This window comes from Pseudoxanthomonas sp. F37 (assembly GCF_022965755.1).
GTDB lineage: Bacteria > Pseudomonadota > Gammaproteobacteria > Xanthomonadales > Xanthomonadaceae > Pseudoxanthomonas_A.
The window spans coordinates 2948513-2965845 of the sequence record NZ_CP095187.1; the positions used below are offsets into that span (position 1 = coordinate 2948513).

The 17333-nt window shown below is 66.2% G+C and carries 15 protein-coding genes; 3 read left to right on the plus strand and 12 right to left on the minus strand.

The features are described 5' to 3' along the window. The first annotated feature begins 25 nt into the window (after positions 1-25). Positions 26-880: a sugar phosphate isomerase/epimerase gene (locus tag MUU77_RS13965; RefSeq protein WP_245088018.1), complete on the plus strand. Its 855-nt coding sequence runs from the start codon at positions 26-28 to the stop codon at positions 878-880. 56 nt (positions 881-936) lie between these two features. After that, a complete protein-coding gene (locus MUU77_RS13970) occupies positions 937-1206 on the plus strand; it encodes a cytochrome c (RefSeq protein WP_245094502.1) in 270 nt (89 codons plus the stop codon). 29 nt (positions 1207-1235) lie between these two features. On the opposite strand, the gene MUU77_RS13975 is transcribed toward MUU77_RS13970, so the two are convergent. The 5 genes from MUU77_RS13975 to MUU77_RS13995 form a co-directional block, all read right to left on the minus strand. Next, positions 1236-1994 (minus strand): DUF1080 domain-containing protein, encoded by a 759-nt coding sequence (locus MUU77_RS13975; protein ID WP_245088020.1) that lies wholly within the window; start codon positions 1992-1994, stop codon positions 1236-1238. A 56-nt stretch (positions 1995-2050) separates the two neighbouring features. Continuing rightward, positions 2051-2626 (minus strand): gluconate 2-dehydrogenase subunit 3 family protein, encoded by a 576-nt coding sequence (locus tag MUU77_RS13980; RefSeq protein ID WP_245088022.1) that lies wholly within the window; start codon positions 2624-2626, stop codon positions 2051-2053. Continuing rightward, positions 2626-4311, minus strand: coding sequence for a GMC family oxidoreductase (locus MUU77_RS13985; protein ID WP_245088024.1), 1686 nt, complete (start codon positions 4309-4311; stop codon positions 2626-2628). Before MUU77_RS13985 ends, MUU77_RS13980 begins: the two co-directional genes overlap by 1 nt. A gap of 25 nt (positions 4312-4336) precedes the next feature. Then, the gene (locus MUU77_RS13990) at positions 4337-5215 is read right to left on the minus strand and encodes a TIM barrel protein (protein ID WP_245088026.1); all 879 of its coding nucleotides are present in this window, start codon (positions 5213-5215) and stop codon (positions 4337-4339) included. Between the two features lie 317 nt (positions 5216-5532). Continuing rightward, the gene (locus MUU77_RS13995) at positions 5533-6117 is read right to left on the minus strand and encodes a phytanoyl-CoA dioxygenase family protein (protein WP_245088028.1); all 585 of its coding nucleotides are present in this window, start codon (positions 6115-6117) and stop codon (positions 5533-5535) included. Positions 6118-6659: 542 nt separating this feature from the next. Between MUU77_RS13995 and MUU77_RS14000 the strand changes: the two genes are divergently transcribed. Continuing rightward, positions 6660-7283: a hypothetical protein gene (locus MUU77_RS14000; RefSeq protein ID WP_245088030.1), complete on the plus strand. Its 624-nt coding sequence runs from the start codon at positions 6660-6662 to the stop codon at positions 7281-7283. A gap of 481 nt (positions 7284-7764) precedes the next feature. Here the strand turns inward: MUU77_RS14000 and MUU77_RS14005 are convergent, their stop codons facing one another. The 7 genes from MUU77_RS14005 to MUU77_RS14035 form a co-directional block, all read right to left on the minus strand. Next, the gene (locus MUU77_RS14005) at positions 7765-8892 is read right to left on the minus strand and encodes a response regulator (RefSeq protein ID WP_245088032.1); all 1128 of its coding nucleotides are present in this window, start codon (positions 8890-8892) and stop codon (positions 7765-7767) included. A gap of 11 nt (positions 8893-8903) precedes the next feature. After that, a complete protein-coding gene (locus MUU77_RS14010) occupies positions 8904-10148 on the minus strand; it encodes an EAL domain-containing response regulator (RefSeq protein ID WP_245088034.1) in 1245 nt (414 codons plus the stop codon). Next, positions 10141-13677, minus strand: a complete 3537-nt coding sequence (locus MUU77_RS14015) for an ATP-binding protein (RefSeq protein ID WP_245088036.1) — start codon at positions 13675-13677, stop codon at positions 10141-10143. The genes MUU77_RS14010 and MUU77_RS14015 overlap by 8 nt, the downstream gene beginning before the upstream one ends. A 222-nt stretch (positions 13678-13899) precedes the next feature. After that, the gene (locus tag MUU77_RS14020) at positions 13900-14115 is read right to left on the minus strand and encodes a DUF4287 domain-containing protein (protein ID WP_245088039.1); all 216 of its coding nucleotides are present in this window, start codon (positions 14113-14115) and stop codon (positions 13900-13902) included. 175 nt (positions 14116-14290) lie between these two features. After that, positions 14291-15058, minus strand: a complete 768-nt coding sequence (locus tag MUU77_RS14025) for an alpha/beta hydrolase (protein WP_245088042.1) — start codon at positions 15056-15058, stop codon at positions 14291-14293. Between the two features lie 290 nt (positions 15059-15348). Next, entirely contained in the window at positions 15349-15912 is a 564-nt protein-coding gene (locus MUU77_RS14030; protein WP_245088045.1) for a hypothetical protein, read from the minus strand. 51 nt (positions 15913-15963) lie between these two features. Next, positions 15964-17331 (minus strand): hypothetical protein, encoded by a 1368-nt coding sequence (locus tag MUU77_RS14035; RefSeq protein ID WP_245088048.1) that lies wholly within the window; start codon positions 17329-17331, stop codon positions 15964-15966. Between the last annotated feature and the right edge of the window lie 2 nt (positions 17332-17333).

Consider the following 17333-nt stretch of genomic DNA (forward strand, 5'->3'; position numbering starts at 1 on the left):
CAGATCTCCGGACTCCGAGCACACCATGAGCATCACGCCCTTGCGAAGAACCGCCACCGCCACGCTGCTGTTCCTGTCCTCCCTGCCCGGCTTCGCCAGGGACGCCACGCCGGCCCAGCCCGTCGCCGTGCAGATGTACACCCTGCGCCACGTGGCCTCGCTCGATGAACAACTGAAGATCGTGCACGATGCCGGCGTGCGGGCGGTGGAAACCGTCGGCACGCAGAACGTCAGCGCCAGCGAACTGAAGCGGTTGCTGGACACGTATTCGATCAGGGTGATCTCCAGCCATGTGCAGTTGGCGGACCTGCGCGCGGACCTGGACGGCGTGGTCGCCTTCCAACAGGCCATCGGCAACACCGTGCTGGTGGTGCCCTATCTGGGCGAACAGGAGCGGCCGACCGACGCGGCCGGCTGGACGGCCCTGGGCGAGGAACTGGCCGGCATCTCGGAACGGCTGCAAGCCAGGGGCATGACCCTGGCCTACCACAACCACGACTTCGAACTGGTGGATTTCGCCGGCAGGACGGGACTGGAGCTGCTGTTCGAAGCGGCCGGCCCCGGATTGAAAACGGAACTGGATCTGGCCTGGGTGGCGCGCGCCGGGCTGGACCCGGCGGCGATGCTGGGCAAGTTCCGCGGGCGCCTGTTCGCGGTCCACGCCAAGGACAATGCCGCCCAGGGCCAGGCGCAGGACGAGGGCGGCTTCGCCGCTGTCGGCCAGGGCGTGCTGGACTGGGCATCGATCCTTCCCGCCGCCAGGGCCGCGGGCGTGCAATGGTTCATTGTCGAGCACGATCAACCGCGCGATCCCGCGGCGGTGGTGAAAGCCGGCGCGGACTATCTCAACAAGCACCTGCCTGCGGACGCAGTGCGCTGAATACCGGAGCGACCCCCATGGTGAAATCCGTCATGCTGGCCGGCCTGTCTGTCGTGATGGCCGCCTCCGTCGCGGTCCCGGCGCTCTCGGCAGGCCCGCGGGATGCGGCGGCCGGTGCCCGGCTCTACGCCACCCAGTGTTCGGCCTGCCACGGCGCGGAACGTGCCGGCATTCCGGGCACCTTCCCTGCCCTCACTGACGTGGGCAAGCGGCTGGACGAAAAGCAGATCAGGGAGAAGATCGTGAACGGCGGCGGGCTGATGCCGCCCTTCAGCCAGCTCTCGGAAAAGGAGATCGACGACCTGGTCGCCTTCCTCCAGCAGTAGGCGGGACCGGACAGCGGCCGCGCAGCCGATCAGAGTTCGCGCACCCAGACGTTGCGGAAGCTGACCCTGGCGTCGTGGTCCTGCAGGTAGATCGGGGCGCAGCCGTGGGGCGGATACGAGGGCGCGCCGATGTATTCGGTCTTGCCCGACACGACCGTATCGTTCTGCACCAGCACACCGTTGTGCAGCACCGTGATGCGCGCCGGGGAGACCAGGCCGCCGCCGTCGGAGAAGCGCGGCGCCTTCCAGATGATGTCGTAGACCTGCCATTGGCCCGGTGCGCGCGAGGCGTTCACCAGCGGAATGGCCTGCTTGTAGATCGATGCCGCCTGCCCGTTGGGATAGGTGGGGTTGTCGTAGCTGTCGAGCACCTGCAGTTCGTAGACCTCCTGCAGGAAGATGCCGCTGTTGCCGCGCTGCTGCCCCTCCAAACCCCGGGTCTCGGCAGGCGTGCGCCATTCCACATGCAACTGGATATCGCAGAAGCGCCGCTTCGTGCGGATGCCCTTGCTGCCCGGCACCACCGTGAATGCGCCGTCGGCCACCGCCCAGCGCGCCTGGCCGCCCTGCTCGCCGTCCCACGCCGACAGGTCCTTGCCGTCGAACAGCACCACGGCATCGGAGGGCGCGGCGTCGCGGGGCGTGGCGACCATCGCCGGGACCGGCTTCCAGACTTCGGTCCTGGCGGGATCGCGCTGCGGGTCGGCGGTGGCCTGCGCGATCGCGGGCGCCGCGGCCAGCCCCCAAGGGGCCAGCAGGCAGGTCGCCATCAGGAGGGGTCGGGGCATCGGGGTCATGGGCGTTCTCGTGAGCATGCGGGGCGCGGACGGACGGTGCAGGCCGCTCATTCGGTGGCCCAGGCCGGCGTGCCCGGCGTGTAGGCCAGGTCGCCGTCGTAGCGGCCGGGCACCGGCACGTACCGCAGCGCTTCGGTCGCACCCGGGCGCGAGGTGAAGAAACTGAAGATCGCCAGCTGCTTGAGCATGGTGAAGTAGTGCGGCGCCAGCGGCCCCGGGTCCACACCGCCTTCCTTCGCGGTGGTCGCCAGCCCCGCCCTGGCTTCGGCATCCAGCGTGCGCAGCAGGGCGCTGCGCGCATCCGGCGACAGCGCGAGGAACCGTTGCCCGCCACGCCGGTCCAGATCGGCCAGACCGTCGCGGAAGATCGCCTGGTTCTGCGGCGTGTAGCAATCGGCCACGTACCGGGCCATGAACGCGCCCGCGCCCGCATCCTTGGCCCCCGGCGTGCTGGTCCGCGGCAGGATGGTATCGGCCACCTCGTCCAGCAGCGCCACATCGGCTTCGGAAAAAGCGCTCGCGGCGCCGGCAACCGGCGCCTGCGCGCGGGTGAATGCCGGCAGGCCGATCATGGCCGCGCCGGTGGCGGCGGCGATCATCTTCAGCAGTTCGCGACGTTCCATCACAGATTCCCCGCCTTGAGTTCACGCACCGCGTGGTCCGCCGCGCGCGCCGTCAACGCCATGTAGGTCAGCGACGGATTCACGCAGGCGCTGGAAGTCATGCAGGCGCCATCGGTCACGTAGACGTTGGGCGCATCCCACACCTGGTTGTGCATGTTCAGTACCGAGGACTTGCGGTCCCGCCCCATCCGCGCGGTGCCCATTTCGTGGATGCCCATGCCCGGCGCGTAGTCATCGTCATGCACCCGCACGTCCCTGATGCCCGCGGCCTCCAGCATCTCCGCGGCATCGGCGCCCATGTCCTTGCGCATGGCCCGCTCGTTCTCGCGCATGGACACGTCCATCGCCAGCACCGGCAGGCCCCACTTGTCCTTGCGCGCGGGGTCCAGGCTGATGCGGTTGTCGTGATACGGCAGCATCTCGCCGAACCCGGTCATGCCGATATGCCACTCGCCCGGCTGGGTCAACGCCTGCTTCAGTTCCGCCCCGATATTGAGCTCGGCGATTTCGCGCGACCACCCGGCGCGGCTGGCGCCGCCCTGATAGCCGAAGCCGCGCGCGTAGGCGCGCTTGTCGCTGCCGACGTTGCGGAAGCGCGGGATGTAGAAACCGCACGGACGGCGGCCGGAGTAGTACTTGTCCTCGTAGCCCTCGACGCGCCCCGAGGCACCGACGCGGAAATGATGGTCCATGACATTGTGGCCCAGCTCGCCCGAGGAGGAACCCAGGCCGCCTTCCCAGACATCGGTGGCCGAGTTCATCAGCAGCCAGGTGGAATTGAACGAGGACGCATTGAGGAAGACCACCTTGGCCGTGTACGCGTAGGTCTGGCCGTTCTCGGCATCGATGATCTCCACCCCGCGCGCGCGCTTGCGGTCCTTGTCGTACAGCACCTCCTTGACGATGGAGAACGGCCGCAGCGTCAGGTTGCCCGTCTTCATCGCCGCCGGCAGCGTGGCCGACTGGGTGGAAAAGTACGCGCCGAACGGACAGCCCAGGATGCACTTGTTGCGGTACTGGCAGTTCACCCGGCCCTGCTCGGGCCTGGGCTGGGTGATGTTGGCGGTACGCGAGTGGATGAGGTGGCGCGTGCCGCCGAAGGCCTGCTTGATCCGCGCGGCCACGTCCTTCTCGACGATGTTCAAGGGAATGGGCGGCAGGAATTCGCCATCGGGCAGCACGTCCAGCCCCTCACGCGTACCGGCGATGCCGGCGAACCGTTCGACGTGGTCGTACCAGGGCGCGATGTCGGCATAGCGGATCGGCCAGTCGGTGGCGATGCCCTCTTTGAGGTTCGCCTCGAAGTCCAGGTCCGACAGGCGATAGCTCTGCCGGCCCCACAGCAGCGATCGGCCGCCGACGTGGTAGCCGCGGTACCAGTCGAAGCGCTTGGTTTCCGTGTAGGGGCAATCCTGCTCGTTCGCCCACATGTCCAGCGTGTTCTCGCCCAGGCCGCCGTCGCGCACGCGGACCGGGAACCTGGCCCGCATCTCCTGGGTGGGATGATTGCGGTGCGGGAAATCCCACGACTCCTTCATCGCGTTCACGTAGCCCTTGACGTGCTCGATGTTGCGGCCACGCTCCAGCATGAGGACCTTGAGGCCTTTCTCGGTCAGCTCCTTGGCCGCCCAACCGCCGCTGATGCCCGAGCCGACGACGATGGCGTCGTAGTGATTGTCTGCCATGGGATTCCCCTGGTGGATATCGGATTCAGATGTCGCACAGGCGCACGGCCTCGCGCAGCGAGGCGATGGGATCGGCGGCGGTGGGCACGAACTCCTGCGCCACGTAACCGTCGAAGCCCGTGTCGCGGATGGCGCGGCAGATGGCGGGATAGTTGAGTTCCTGGTCCGCGCCGATCTCGTGCCGGCCGGGCACGCCCGCGGTGTGGTAATGCCTGAAGAACGCGTGGTGCTTGCGGATCGTGGCGATCACATCGCCTTCCATGATCTGCATGTGGTAGATGTCGTAGAGCAGGCCGAAATGCCCGGAGCCCAGCCGCTGGCACAGCGCCACGCCCCAGTCGGAGCGGTCGCACAGATAGTCGGGGTGATCCACCTTCGAGTTCAGCAGTTCCATGACCAGCATGACGCCGCGCTTCTCCGCATGGCCCAGGACCCGTTTCAGGCCGGCTTCGGCGTTGGCCAGGCCCTCCTCCGGATCCATGCCGTTGCGATTGCCGGAGAAGCAGATGAGGTTGCGGTACCCGGCGTCGGCGACCAGGTCGATGTGGCGGGTGTAGCGCTCGACCAGCCGGTCGTGGAACTCGGCAGCGGCGAAGCCCTTGTCCAGGCCGAGCTCCGCGCCGTTGCACATCGAGCTGAACACGCCGTGCGCTTTCAGCGTGGGCCAGTCCTGCGGGCCGACCAGATCGATGGCGGAAAATCCCACGTCCTTCACGGTCTGGCACAGCTGTGCGATGGACAGCTTCGGGAACGTCCAGCGGGCGACGGAGTGTTTGAGCGAGCCTTTGAGCGGCGCCGCTGCGCCAGCGCCAGCGATCAGCCCGGTACTGGCCAGCCCAATGCTGCCCAGCACGGCGGCACGCAGCGTATCCCTGCGGGTGAACCCCGCACCTGGCGCGCTCATGGAGCCGGCCACCGCAAGCCTGCGCTCGCAAGCCGCATCCGGGACGTTGCCGCCCTCACAAGGCTGCGCCGGACGAACCGCGCCCTGTCGGCCTGATCGGATAGACATCCATCCATGTGCCGGCCTCCCAACCGCACAAAGTTCCAAGGATTCGCCTTGATGCAATCGATTGCACCATAAATCAGCCGAACACCGCGATGCAAGACTCCGGCACGCCTTCTTATGCTGCATGGCACAACGATCCGAGCGTTGCGCGGGCCGGTCAACAGCGGACATCCGGCCGCTTCGGCATGCGCCCATGCAATGATCGGGACACCCTAATCGTTCATCAGGCAACGCGTGGTGGCCATGATTCTTGCGCTTCGGGTGGCATTGACCGACGGCGTGTGCAGCAAGCGCATATCCATCAGGAACACATCGCCTGCGCGCCCCGCCATCTCGACGATCCCCATGCCAATCCTGTCCAGATCCTGTTGCAGGTGCGTCGACATCCTGAGCATCCGCCGCAACGCAGGCCCATCCACTTCAGGCCGGTGAGAGCCGGCGAGCGCGAGAGTCGCGCCGCCATGCGGGGCGACATCGTCGATGAGAAAGAACGCCTGCACACCAGGAACGGGGCCACGCGCATCAGCGGCCACATCCACATGCCAATTGAGGCCTTGCAGCGTCCATGCGCCCTGCTGAGGCGGCGACAGAAGCAGCTGCGTCGCCTGGACATTGCTGGGGCTGCGCCCTCCAAGACCGGCAACGATCGCACTCAGTTCGCGGGTCATGAGCGCGGCATGCAACCCCGGCACCTCCATCGACCTGGACAGCGCTCCGATCTGCTGGAACGCCGGCAACGAACGTAGCGACCGGGGAAGTCCCCTGCCGCGGTATACCTGCTTGAGCTTCTCAAGCACGGCTCGTCTGATCGGCTCGACCCTCGCCCTGGGATGAAAGCCTCCCAAGCGAACGAATCCGCTTGAAGTGAAGGCCGCTGATGCGTCGTTTCTCATTGCACGATACTAGCCCAGGCCGGCAACGCTCTTCGGACGAACCGCGTCAGCTTCAGGTATCGCTATGCGATAGTCATTCGGGCGAGTTCGTCAGCTTGCGGCCAGGAGCGGAAACTCGCTGGCGCTTGCCGAAAGCAAGAGGTCGAGAATTAGCTTTGCTATTCCGCGGAACTACCTACTACAGCGGGGATGCAGAGAGTCACCTTACCAATAATGCTTGCTCATGAGCTTGGCCATACGCTTGGCTACGGGGACAACGTGTCGTCAATGGATATGATTGGCAATGACGTGAGATTCGCTGAAAATCCAATACGAGGAGAGTTTGAGCTTCCCCTCCGTATTTCATACCACATACCTGTGACTCTTCAGACGGCCAGGGTTACGCCTTCTTCGAAATGAATGCGAGCATCATTTCACCGACTCACACGCAATCGAGAACTCGGACCATGAATAGACCCATAGTTGCCGCCGTTCTATTTCTATTTCCGCTGATAACGCATGCTCAAAACATCGTAACCAAGGCGGAAGATATCTCCAATGATCTCGGAGAGCTGAATTTGAGCGCCGGCATTTCCGAGCCGCAAGCCCTGGTATTAGCGAGGCAGTATTGCGAGAAGTACATAGCGGGCTGCGGCTCCGTCTATCCAGCCAAGAGTCGGGGCTCCAACTGGGATATTCCTGTCAGAACGGGGACTGCGGCGCATCTTGAAGCTAACCCCATTAGCGTCGAGAAGCATACTGGAAAGATGTCCTGGGGAGATGGCCCCACACTTCTCCTGACGGAAATTCTCGATTCCACCCGCCCTGCGCCTAAGCCACTAAATGCAAAGATGCAGCCTCTGAGTGGCGACGACTTGGCGCATGCTGTAAAGATTCAATTCTATGTGCTGCCATCTGGCACTCCCAGAATCCACTCAGTTTTGCGTTCTGCAGCCGGAGACGGCTTGGCGTGTGATTTTCCCGCGAGACGCACTGTGGAGAGCTGGAAGTTCCCCCCTAGAAAAGAAGGGATCATGCTTGTTGCGAGCCTGAAATCAGGCTGCATGGCTGATCGAGCAGAACGGAGGTGACTCTCTATCGCGCCGGAATTTCCGGCCATGGCGCTCGGCAGATCCGCGACGGCCTATCGCCTGCAGACGCTCGACCTGCTCGCTCCTGACACAACCACCGCCCAGGGTCTGCCGCTCCCTAGCTCGGAGCACTGGATGCGTTGCGCCGGCCGAGCGTCAACAAGAAGGCCGTGATCTGCAGGCGGTTTGAGCCGTTTGCCGGGATCATGTCTCGCGTTTAGGGCAGAAAACTGAGGCCCTGATGCAGACCATGTCCGCTCCAGTTCGGAGGCGGCCATCTTGCCGCCAGGAATCCGACCACACCCAAAACGCACGCCCCAGTCGCCCTCTCAGGCACGCCTCCAGACCGCCCACGGCTGATCCCGCGACACCCTCCGCGCCACGATATCGAACCGATGCCGCTTGCTCCCTCGAACCGCCCTGCAAAAGGCATCGATGCGCTCCCCACAGCGTGCCGGAACATCCGCCGAGGCGGCACCCCTCAGGCCATCGCGATGTGCTTCTTGATGCTGGAAAGCAGGCGGTTGCGGTCGAACGGCTTCACCATGAAGTCCACGGCCCCCAGCTTGATGCTCTCCACCGCCACCTCGCGCGTGCTGTTGCCGGTGATCAGGATGATGGGGACCCCAGCCAGTTCGCTGTTCGCCTTCACGATCCGTATCAGCTCGATCCCGTCCGTGTCGGGAAGCCCGAAATCCACCATGATCAGATCCGGCCGCCAGCCCCTGAGCAGCAGGATGGCCTCCGACGCGCTCTTGGCATAGCTCAGCCGCAACCCCGCGTCGGCCAGCAGGTGGCCGATCATGCGGTGCTGGAATTCGTCGTCGTCGACCACCAGCACCTCGGGCTCCACATGCCGGGTCTGCGCGGAAATGGCACGGGCATGGCCTAGATGGCTTTCCAGATGCGCCTTCAGCGCCGTCGCCCACTCCGCCACTTCCGTCATGTCCCCGCACTCGCGCACCTGCACCAGCAGCGCGCGTGCGGCGTCGTAGGACGGCGCGGGCAGCATGCCGGACAGTCCTTCGACGAGCGCCTGCATGCCGTCGCCGGCACCGTGCAGCCTGCGCGAGACATCGCCCATGGCCTTGTCGCCGGCGGCCAGGGTGTCCAGAACGGTCTGCTCCAGCTGCGCCATGTGGCGGGCGTTGGCCGCGATGCCGGAAAAGCGCGAGTTCCACGCACTCGATTCCTGCAGGGCGCGCACCGCGGCGATGACCGCCATGCCCAGCCGGCGGGGGTCGTCGCTGATCGGCCAGAAGACCACATAGTCGTCGAAGCGCTTGTCCTTGCACAGCTGGAAGGCGCGCACGGCGTCGGCGCGCTTGCACAGGACGATCGCCTTGTGCCGGAGCGAAGCCAGCTGCGCCGATGCCCGGAACAGTCCCAGGTACCAGCTCTCCGCCTCGTCGAGCTCATGGAACGCCAGCACCAGCACGCTCGGCTTGATGGCCTCGGCCTGCTGGTAGGCGGCCTCGATGTTCGAGGTGGCCACCTCGAGCGCGACCTGCTGCATGATCATCTCGGCCAACAGGCGACGGTCGGAACCCGAATCGCAGACCACCAGCACGCGGGCCGCATGCAGGCTGTCGCCGGGTTTGGAATCCACGTTCATCCGGCTCAGTCCCCGCGTGCCCCGCCCGCGCCGCGCAGCCGCGCGGGGCCATCCCACGCACGCGTCCACGGAAGCACCTCGTCGATGGGCAGTGCGGGAGAGAAGTAGTACCCCTGCGCCTGGGCTGCGCCCAGCTCGCGCACCAAGTGGAACTCCTCTTCCGTCTCCACGCCTTCGGCCACCGTGGTCATGCCCAGGTCCGTGGCCAGTGCCAGGGTGGATTGCAGGATCTTGCGGCCACGCTCGTTCCTGGCCGCGCCGGCGACGAAGCTGCGGTCGATCTTGAGTTCGTCGAACGGCAGGTCGCGCAGATTGGCGAGCGAGGAGTGGCCGGTGCCGAAGTCGTCGATGGACAGCGAGATCTTCCGCAGCCTCAAGCGGTTGGCGGTGTCCAGCTGGGCGCTCGGCTGCACGAACGCCTCCTGTTCGGTGATCTCCAGGGTGAGGTTCTCCAGCGGCGCCTGGAAGCGCAAGGCCAGCGCCACGATGGACTCGGTAAGCCTGATGTCGGCCAGCAGTTCGGCGGTGACGTTGACGGACACCGTCCAGGGATGGCCGCGCCCCGTCCATTCGGCGAGATCGGAGATGGCGGTGATCAGCAGCGTGCTGGACACCTCCTTCATGTGGGCGGCATAGCGCTGCGTCGTGGCCAGGTTGCCCGGCGTCAATATCCCGTGCGTCTGGCTCCGCCAGCGCGCGAGCGCCTCGAAGCCGACGATCTGCAGGGTCCTGAGGTCGATCTTGGGCTGGTACCAGGGTTCGACGTTCTCCACCGCCACCTGGTCGAGCTCGGACTCGTACAGTTCCAGAGGCTTGCGCGTGGAAGCCGATGCGGCGGACATGCGAAGGACTTCGCGCAGCGCCAGCTCCAGCTCATTGGGATAGACCGGCTTGTGCAGCGCGGGGCCTACGCACAGCCCGTGCGCCATCGCCAGCTCCCGGGCCGACGCCACGATGGCCGTCTCCTCCGCGGAGAACAGCAGCAGCCCGCCCGAATAGCCCAGCGAGGCGATGTTCCGGATGAACTCCACGCCATCCATTCCCGGCATCTGCAGGTCGCACACCACCACGGCGACCCGATCATGGGTCTGGGCCAGGGACTCCAGCGCGCTGGCGGCATCGTCGTAGACACGGATCGCCTCGATGCCCTGCGCACGCAGCCCCAGGTTCCTCAGCTGCATCTCGACCACGCGAAGGGTGATGCGGTCGTCGTCGACCACCACGATTTCCATGGGAACCTCCTTATCCATCGGTTTCTCCTCTCTCTTCCAGTCTCTTGACCGCCTGCGTGGTTTCGTCCAGCAGCCCCACCGCTTCGCTGAGCAGCATCACCAGTACCTCCTGGCTGAGCGGACCATCGGCGACAAGGGCGGCGCGCTCCAGCTCGGAGCAGATTTCCGCGAAGGGCAAGGCGCCGACCGCGCGGGAGGACGACTTCAGCCGATGGGCGATGCCCGCGATCGTGGTGACGTCGTCCCTCAGGCTTGCGCTCTGCAGGTCGAACGTGGCCTGGCGCAGCGACTCCCCGAAGGCCGACAGGAGCTCGGCATGCACGGACTTGTCGCGGCCCACCAGTTGCTCCAGGACGGACAGGTCCAGCCTTTCGGCGCCTGCCGGGACGGCGGCCGCCGCCGGGGCGCTGTCGCTGTGGACCGAGGTCAGGCGCGTCAGGGACTCCTGCAGCGACGTCAGGGTGGTCGGCTTGACCAGGTATTCGTCCGCCTTCAGATCGACCGTGGTCGCCTCCGTACGGATGGCGTTCGCCGTCAGCACGATCACCGGGATATCGCGGTGCCGGGCATCGGCCTTGAGGTGGCCGATCAGCGTGTAGCCGTCCATGTTGGGCATGTGCAGGTCGGTGATGACGATGGCATACCGCCGCTGCTCCAGCAGCGCCAGGGCCTCCAGGCCGTCCCCGGCCACATCGGCCACGTACCCGAGCAGTTCGAGCTGCCGCAGGATGACCTTCTGGTTGGTGATGTCGTCCTCGACCACGAGCACGCGCCCACGCTGCGCGGGGGCGCTGGCGGCCGCGCCCGGCGCGGGTTTGTCGGCCCCGGGGGGCGCGAGCGGCCAGTCGAATCCGATGCCCGCGCTGAGGCACACCGCGGACAGGAGGGCGCGCTGCCTCAGGATGGAGGCATCCAGCACCACGGTGCCGTCGTCTATCCGCCGCGGCGAACGCCTGCGTCCGCGCGTGACCACCAGCCGGGCCACGCCGGCGACCCCATCCATGCAGGGCGGCAGCATCAACCAGCCCCGGGCCTTGTAGTCCGCGCCGTGCAGGAGCAGCGCATCGGGGTGGGACGCAAGCACCTTGGCCGCCAGCTCCAGGCTGGGGACCTGGCGGGCGCTCGCGCCCGCGTAGCGCAGGTACGAGCAGACATCGTCGGCGTCGTACACCGCGCTCTGCGTCACCAGCACCTCCAGGCCGTCCAGCCTGAGGTTCAACGAGGGCGACTGGCTCACGCCCGAGACCGGAATGCGCGCGTAGAACGTCGATCCCACGTCCAGCTGGCTGGTGGCCCAGATGGATCCGCCCATCAGGTCGACCAGTTGCTTGCAGATGGCCAGCCCCAGACCGGTGCCGCCGAACCGGCGCGTGGTGGAAGCCTCGGCCTGGGTGAACACATGGAACAGGCGGTCCATGTTTTCCGCGGAAATGCCTATCCCGTTGTCGGCCACGGTGACCAGCAGCCAGCCGTTGTCGTCGCGGTCTTCCTCTATCGCGAACCTCACGCGCCCGCGCTTGGCGCGACTGCCGCTGAACTTGATCGCATTGCCCAGCAGATTGAAGAAGACCTGCCTCATCCTCACCGGATCGGCCAGCACCGTCTCGGGCAGGCCCGGGGAGATGTAGAGGTTGACGTCCACGCCCTTGGCGACCGCCTCGGCATTGAGGGTCTCGCAGACGGACTCGGCAAGCGGCTCGAGCGCCGTGGGCTGGCGCACGATCTCCAGCCGGCCGGCCTCGATCTTCGAGAAATCCAGGATGTCGTCGATCAGCCGCAGCAGGTTGGTGGCCGATTCGTGGATCGTCTTCAACGCATCGTTCTGCCGGCTGCCCAGCTCGCTTCGGGAAAGCACCTCCACCATGCCCAGCACGCCGTTCATGGGCGTGCGTATCTCATGGCTCATCGAGGCCAGGAACGCGGATTTGGCCCGGCTGGCGGATTCGGCCTGTTGCTTGGCCGCCTGCAGCTCCGCCGTGCGCTGCGCGACGATCCGCTCCAGGTCTTCGTTGAGCGTGCGCAGTTCGCGCTCGGCCAGCTTCTGGTCGCTGATGTCCAGGGCAACGCCCTGCATCGACCCGGCATGCTCGCCGTCGGAGGGGAACATCCTCCCGATGATCGACACCCAGCGCACGTCGCCGGACGTGGCGGGCACCCTCACCTCCACGCGGAATTCCTGCTCGGCCTGCAGGACGTGGCGCAGTTCCCTGTCCTTGGCCTCCCGCTCGTCGGCGTGTATCCGCTCCAGGAATTCCAGATAGCCGATGGAACCCGTGGGCGCCACCCCGAACATCTCGGCGCACCGGTCCGACCAGACGATCCGGCGCTGCTCCCTGTTCCAGCTCCAGGTCCCCAGGCCGGCGGCCCGCAGGGCCAGGCGAAGGCTCTGTTCGCTGTTCTCCAGGGCGATCTGCGCCGCACGGCGTGCGGTGATGTCCCGGAAGTAGACCGACAGCTCGCCCTCGTGCGGGTAGGCGCGCACTTCGAACCACGCCTGGAGCGGTGGGTAGAAAGCGACGAATTCGCGGGCCGTATCGGTCCGCACGGCTTCTTCGTACTGCGCCTGGAACTCGCTTCCCACGGCTTCCGGAAACGCATCCCAGATGTTGTAGCCGAGCAGCTTCCCTCGATGCTCGTGCAGCAGCCGTTCGGCCTGGCGGTTCACGTAGCGGAAGGCGAAGTTGCGGTCCAGCTGGAAGAACGCGTCGGTGATGCTCTCCAGGGTGTTGGTCAGCCGGGCCGCCACGTTGGCCATCTGCTGCTCGGCGCGGTAGCGCGCCGAGGAATCCAGGAAGGCGCCGCGGATGTACGCCACGTTGCCCGCGGCGTCCCGCTCGGCCGTTCCCACGCAGCGCACCCAGATGCGCTCGCCGATGGCCGAGATGATCTCGAACTCCTCGTCGATGGGGGTGCCATCCATCTCGCACGAGGCGAAGGCTTGGATCAGGTGGTTGCGCCATTCCGGGGCGATGAACTGCACCGCCTGCTCGGGCGTCGGGTGGGTGCCCTCGGGCATGCCATGGATTTCGGCCACCTGGCCCGACCAGGTGATCTGGCGTGCGCGCACGTCGTACTGCCACCCGCCGAACCGGACCATCCGGCTGGCGAAGCGCGCCAGGGCGGACACCTCGTCGGCCTGTCGCTGCGCCAGCTTCTGCGCGGTGATGTCTTCGTGCACGACCAGCACATGCGGTGCCGCCGTGCCCGCGCCGGACGTGAAACAGGACGCGCGTGCGACGAACCAGCGTGGCCGGTCGGGGGTATCGCAGGGGTATTCCAGCTGGAAGCCGCCCGAGCCCGCCTGCACCACCTCGGCGAACAGCTCGACGAACTTGCGCGCGTACGGGTCGCCGGAGGCAGCAGCGCGCTTGCAGACCAGCAGGTAGTCGGCGCCCTCGGCGACGGCGCCCGGATCGATGCCCGCGCCGTGCGAGGCCTGCTTCCACGCCTGATTGGCGAACAGCAAGGTGCCGGACGCGCCCACGATGCAGGCCGGGTGGGGCAGAGCGTCCAGCGCCGCGCGTGCCAGATCCTGGTGCAGTGCCATGAGTGATGTCGCCGCCGCGTCCATGAACTAGCGTGGAAGCAAGCCTGTGGCTTCAGACGGTAGCGGAGTGTGATGAGTCGCCTTGAAATGTGACGCGCATCGCAAAGCGATCTGAATGATGAGCAGCATGAAAACCCGCAGGCGGTCAGGGGAGGTCCGCGCCACTCATCATCGGCCTGCATCCCTGATGCTTTAGGCCATGCCCCCATCGGGCGTGCCCGCCTATGTCCCGCGCTTGGCCCGGTGATACGCCACCAGCGCGTTCGCATGGCCGTGGCCCATCTTGTGGTCGGTCTTCAGCACGGCCACCTGCTCCATGTGCTTGCGCTCGCCCAGGGCGTCCAACACCGTGAACCAGTGTTCCACCGGCTTGCCGTACTGCTTCTCGATGGAGGGGAAGTAGGAAGCCGGGCCTTTCGCCTTCTCGTTCGTCGTCATGCATCGTTCCTCGTGATGGGGTGGAGCCGCGGTCGACGGGCTGGCACGCTTGCCCCGCCCTTGCCTGTCCGACGAAGCAGCAGGCATCGGATCGACATGACGCCGGCACGCGGTCTGCGCCCGCGCACGCGCCGCACGGCCCCGCATCGCGGGGCCGCTTCGGACCGGACATCGATTATTCGCTGGCCCGGCCCGCGTCCCGGGCTGCACGGTCAATCGTGTCGGCGACCACCTTGGGCTGGGTCATGAAGACCGCGTGGCTGGCGGACACCTTGGTGATGCGCGCGTTGATGCGTTCGGCCATGTGGATGAGCATGGCCTGGTCGAAGGCCTTGTCTTCGGTGGCGATCACCGCCCAGCTGGGTTTGCTGCGCCAGGCCGCGTTCGTCAGCACGGTGCCGAACGCGGACATGTTGATGGGCACCTGCGAGTCGCGCAGGAAGGCGGCATCGGCATCGGTGGTGTCGTGGGCGAAGCCGGCCTTGAACTTGTCCGGACGGATGAAGCCGAAGCCATCGCCGGAGGTGTCGATCACGAACTCGGGCGTGGGCGCGAAGCCGGTGTACTGCTGGGCCGTGGTTTCGCCGGCGTCCGGCGCCAGCGCGGACACGTATACCAGGCCGGCCACCTTGTCGTGCACGCCGGCCTGGGTGATGACCGTGCCGCCCCAGGAATGCCCCACCAGGATGGCGGGCCCGTCCTGGCGGTCCAGCACGCGGCGGGTGGCCTGCACGTCGTCGGCGAGCGAGGTCAGCGGATTCTGCACGATCGAGACGCGGTAACCGCGCGCGGTCAGGTCGTCGTAGACCGGGCGCCAGCCGGCCCCGTCGGCAAAGGCGCCATGCACCAGTACGACATTCCGCACGGCGTCGCCGGCCTGTGCAGCGGGTGAAAAGGGGGCGGCCAGGGCGGCCGCGAGCAGAACGGGGATCAGCTTGAACATGGACGTGTCCTTGGCAGGGGTGGGTGTGCGGCCGTCGGCCGGCAGGGCTACTGTGCGGCGCACGCCAGGACTATGGGCCACCTAACGTCCGGTAAACTTGACCAATCGTGCGATCCTCCTCCACCCCATCTCCCACCGGTCGGTCACCCACCGGCCGGACCGCATGCCTGCCCCGCGTTCGCCACGCGTTCGCCACGCTTGGCGCCGCACGGAGAAGATCCCGGGCCAGCGCCGGAGTTCTTCCTGCACCTCGCGCCGCGCGCTCCTCATCCGCAGACGCGCGGGCGTCCTCAGGGTGTTCCCCTGCGCCTTGCCGCACGGTACTGCCCTTTGTCACCGGTACGCATTCCACCGGGATCGGCGTGGGTGCAGACGACACCCCCGCATATCACCGCATCGGAAGCGTAGAAGGCCTGCACGACCGGCACGGCGTCTTCGTAGCGTTGCAGTTCGTCCTTTGTGACGGCCAGTTCGCGGCGGTAGTAGCCCAGCACCATCCAGGCCACCAACAGCACCAGCAGCAGGGTCGTGCCGGTGACGGCGAGCCATAGCCATACCGTCCTGCCCATACCGCGCACCTGCGCGGACGTGGCCGATACGGCGTGGCCGTACTCGGCGGCCACGGGAGCAACCGCTTCGCGGGCATCCTGCGCGATCCGCGCGCCGGCCCCCTCCACGATAGCCGCCAGGTCGCGGCGGAACTGGCCTGCCTCCTGCCGCAACGACTGCACGTGTTCGATGATCGTCGCCCTCATGCGCGTCTCACGCTGGACCATTTCGGCGCGCAGCATCATCAGCGCCTTGATGGCCTCGGCTGGCGTCGCGGTGGCGGGGACAGCGTTGAGGTCTTCCATGACAACTCCTTGTTCTCGACTTCCGTGTGGATGCGATGTCCCGGTGATGGGCTAGCGCGCCGTCTGCCGGTCCTGCGCGAGGGCCTGCTCGGCCGCCTGGTGCTGGGCGAGCCATTGGTTTCCCTGTGCTTCCATGTGCCGGCCTTCGGCGGAGCGCGCAAACTCGGTGACCACTCGATCAGCCGAGGCGGCATCACCTGACCGGATCGCCGCAAGGTAGTCAACCACTGCTTGATCGCTCAGATAACCCGCCTGGGGCGGACGTTGGCGTTGCCCGTGCTCAGCCGGAGCCTCAGGCCTCTGGTGGGGTTGCCGCTCCCGTGGCTCATTCCCTCGCTCATCACCCCGGTTGACGCCATGAAGCAAGCCGCCCTCTGTCGACGTGAGGACGTACTGCCAACGGGTTTGTTGGGGATTGGCCCGGGCCGCATTGTTGAAAGCCAGATAGTCCTCTGGGTGGATCGTCTGGCAACCGGCCGAATCGGTATTCGCCCGGGAGCCACTATGAATCTTGAAGCTTGTATTCAGGTCCTGCACGCCGTTGATATCGTTCTGGGTGAACCAGCCATCTCCATTGCTGTCACGCTGCACGCGATGTGCGTCTCGCGGCGGCCTCATCTGCTCGACTGAAGGTCTGAATGCACCAGTTGTCATGGCCAACCGCGGATTCGGATGGTCGGCATGCGCCATCTCGATGGTCCCATCGGCCAGTCTGCCCATATCACTGATGCCATCCCGGTTAACGTCCTCGCCCTCGCTTCGCCGCCATGCCACATTGGCGTATGGCGTGTGCTCGCGGCGCGGACCAGGTTCTGCACGTTCGTCATACTGTGCGGTCGGCTCGGTGCTCGCGCGATCGGCGATGAACACGTGCCGCTCGCCATTCGCCTGCTTTCGAAGCACGACGATATGGTCGTCATAGACCCCCGTCCCGCGCGAGTCACGATCACCCATGGAGGCCAGCGTGGATGTTTCCCTGCGCAGCCCAAGCAACACACTCTCCTCGTTCTGCAATGCATCCTTCGCCGCCTGGCTTCCTCGCGCCTCCACGATGCTGGCATAGACGTCAAACTTCTGCGCATTGGTCAGGCCAACCAGTTCATTGGGCTGGTCGATCTCACGACCGTTGTAGTCCGGGACCCTGGGGGGCTGCCCGGCCCGCCGCAAACGCTCGAGTACGGGGACCAGTTCCGGCGACCGCAACCGATCGGACTGATGAATCTCATCAATCTGTTCGCGTGCACCAACGGACACATACCGATCCAATGCCTCCTGCACGACCCTGCGCTCTCCCGCCCTTTCGATTTCAAGCAGTTGCAATGCCCGATCGGGTTGGCCTTGGCGCATCTGTGCAATCACTCGATCCGCGGCGACACGGATGTCGATGTCCGTTACATCGGTACGATAGGGGTTGGTCATCG

Coding starts and splice junctions, on each gene's coding strand:
- MUU77_RS13965 (WP_245088018.1), top strand. CDS start 26: ATGAGCATCACGCCCTTGCGAAGAACCGCCACCGCCACGCTGCTGTTC.
- MUU77_RS13970 (WP_245094502.1), top strand. CDS start 937: ATGGCCGCCTCCGTCGCGGTCCCGGCGCTCTCGGCAGGCCCGCGGGAT.
- MUU77_RS13975 (WP_245088020.1), bottom strand. CDS start 1,994: ATGCCCCGACCCCTCCTGATGGCGACCTGCCTGCTGGCCCCTTGGGGG.
- MUU77_RS13980 (WP_245088022.1), bottom strand. CDS start 2,626: ATGGAACGTCGCGAACTGCTGAAGATGATCGCCGCCGCCACCGGCGCG.
- MUU77_RS13985 (WP_245088024.1), bottom strand. CDS start 4,311: ATGGCAGACAATCACTACGACGCCATCGTCGTCGGCTCGGGCATCAGC.
- MUU77_RS13990 (WP_245088026.1), bottom strand. CDS start 5,215: ATGAGCGCGCCAGGTGCGGGGTTCACCCGCAGGGATACGCTGCGTGCC.
- MUU77_RS14000 (WP_245088030.1), top strand. CDS start 6,660: ATGAATAGACCCATAGTTGCCGCCGTTCTATTTCTATTTCCGCTGATA.
- MUU77_RS14010 (WP_245088034.1), bottom strand. CDS start 10,148: ATGGATAAGGAGGTTCCCATGGAAATCGTGGTGGTCGACGACGACCGC.
- MUU77_RS14015 (WP_245088036.1), bottom strand. CDS start 13,677: ATGGCACTGCACCAGGATCTGGCACGCGCGGCGCTGGACGCTCTGCCC.
- MUU77_RS14020 (WP_245088039.1), bottom strand. CDS start 14,115: ATGACGACGAACGAGAAGGCGAAAGGCCCGGCTTCCTACTTCCCCTCC.
- MUU77_RS14025 (WP_245088042.1), bottom strand. CDS start 15,058: ATGTTCAAGCTGATCCCCGTTCTGCTCGCGGCCGCCCTGGCCGCCCCC.
- MUU77_RS14030 (WP_245088045.1), bottom strand. CDS start 15,912: ATGGAAGACCTCAACGCTGTCCCCGCCACCGCGACGCCAGCCGAGGCC.
- MUU77_RS14035 (WP_245088048.1), bottom strand. CDS start 17,331: ATGACCAACCCCTATCGTACCGATGTAACGGACATCGACATCCGTGTC.